The sequence below is a fragment of the Embleya hyalina genome (assembly GCF_003967355.1).
GTDB classification, from domain to species: Bacteria; Actinomycetota; Actinomycetes; order Streptomycetales; family Streptomycetaceae; genus Embleya; species Embleya hyalina.
Genome location: NZ_BIFH01000011.1, coordinates 1 through 503, shown reverse-complemented (window position 1 = coordinate 503; position 503 = coordinate 1). Strand labels below are relative to the sequence as shown.

Here is a 503-nt window from a genome sequence, read left to right as displayed (position 1 = left end):
GAACGATGGCTGACGGCCGGCTCCGAGCTCACCCGCAGCCTGCTCTCCGGCGACACCCCGGCCGACGTGCTGCGCTCGTTCACCGCCACCATTCGCGAGATGGCCGACGCCGACCTGGTGACCCTGGCGGTGCCGGTGGCCGGCACCGACGACCTGGTCGTCGAGGCCGCCGAGGGGCCGTTGGCGGATCGCGTACGCGGCCTGGTCCTGTCCGGTGAGAGCACGCTGATGGGCAAGGTGTTCGGCTCCGGCGAGACGATCGTCGAAAGAGACATCAGCCACGCTCCGGGCGCGGTGGTCGCCGGTGCGGTGGGGCCCGATCTGGGTTCGGCGTTCCTGCTGCCGCTGGGCACTCGCGAGAGCATCCGCGGTGTGCTCCAGGTCGCCAACCGGGCGGAACGGCCGCCGCTTTCGGACGCGGTGGTGCGGATGGTCACGGGCTTCGCCGACCACGCCGCGCTGGCCCTGGAGATCGCCGAACGGCGCCGCGACGCCGAGTTGTT

1 protein-coding gene is annotated in these 503 nt (G+C 72.2%); it reads left to right on the top strand.

Annotated features, from left to right (window positions below; translation table 11 throughout):
• Positions 1-503 (top strand): GAF domain-containing protein (locus EMA17_RS00055; RefSeq protein ID WP_126634753.1); only part of this gene is annotated, 503 nt, incomplete at both ends.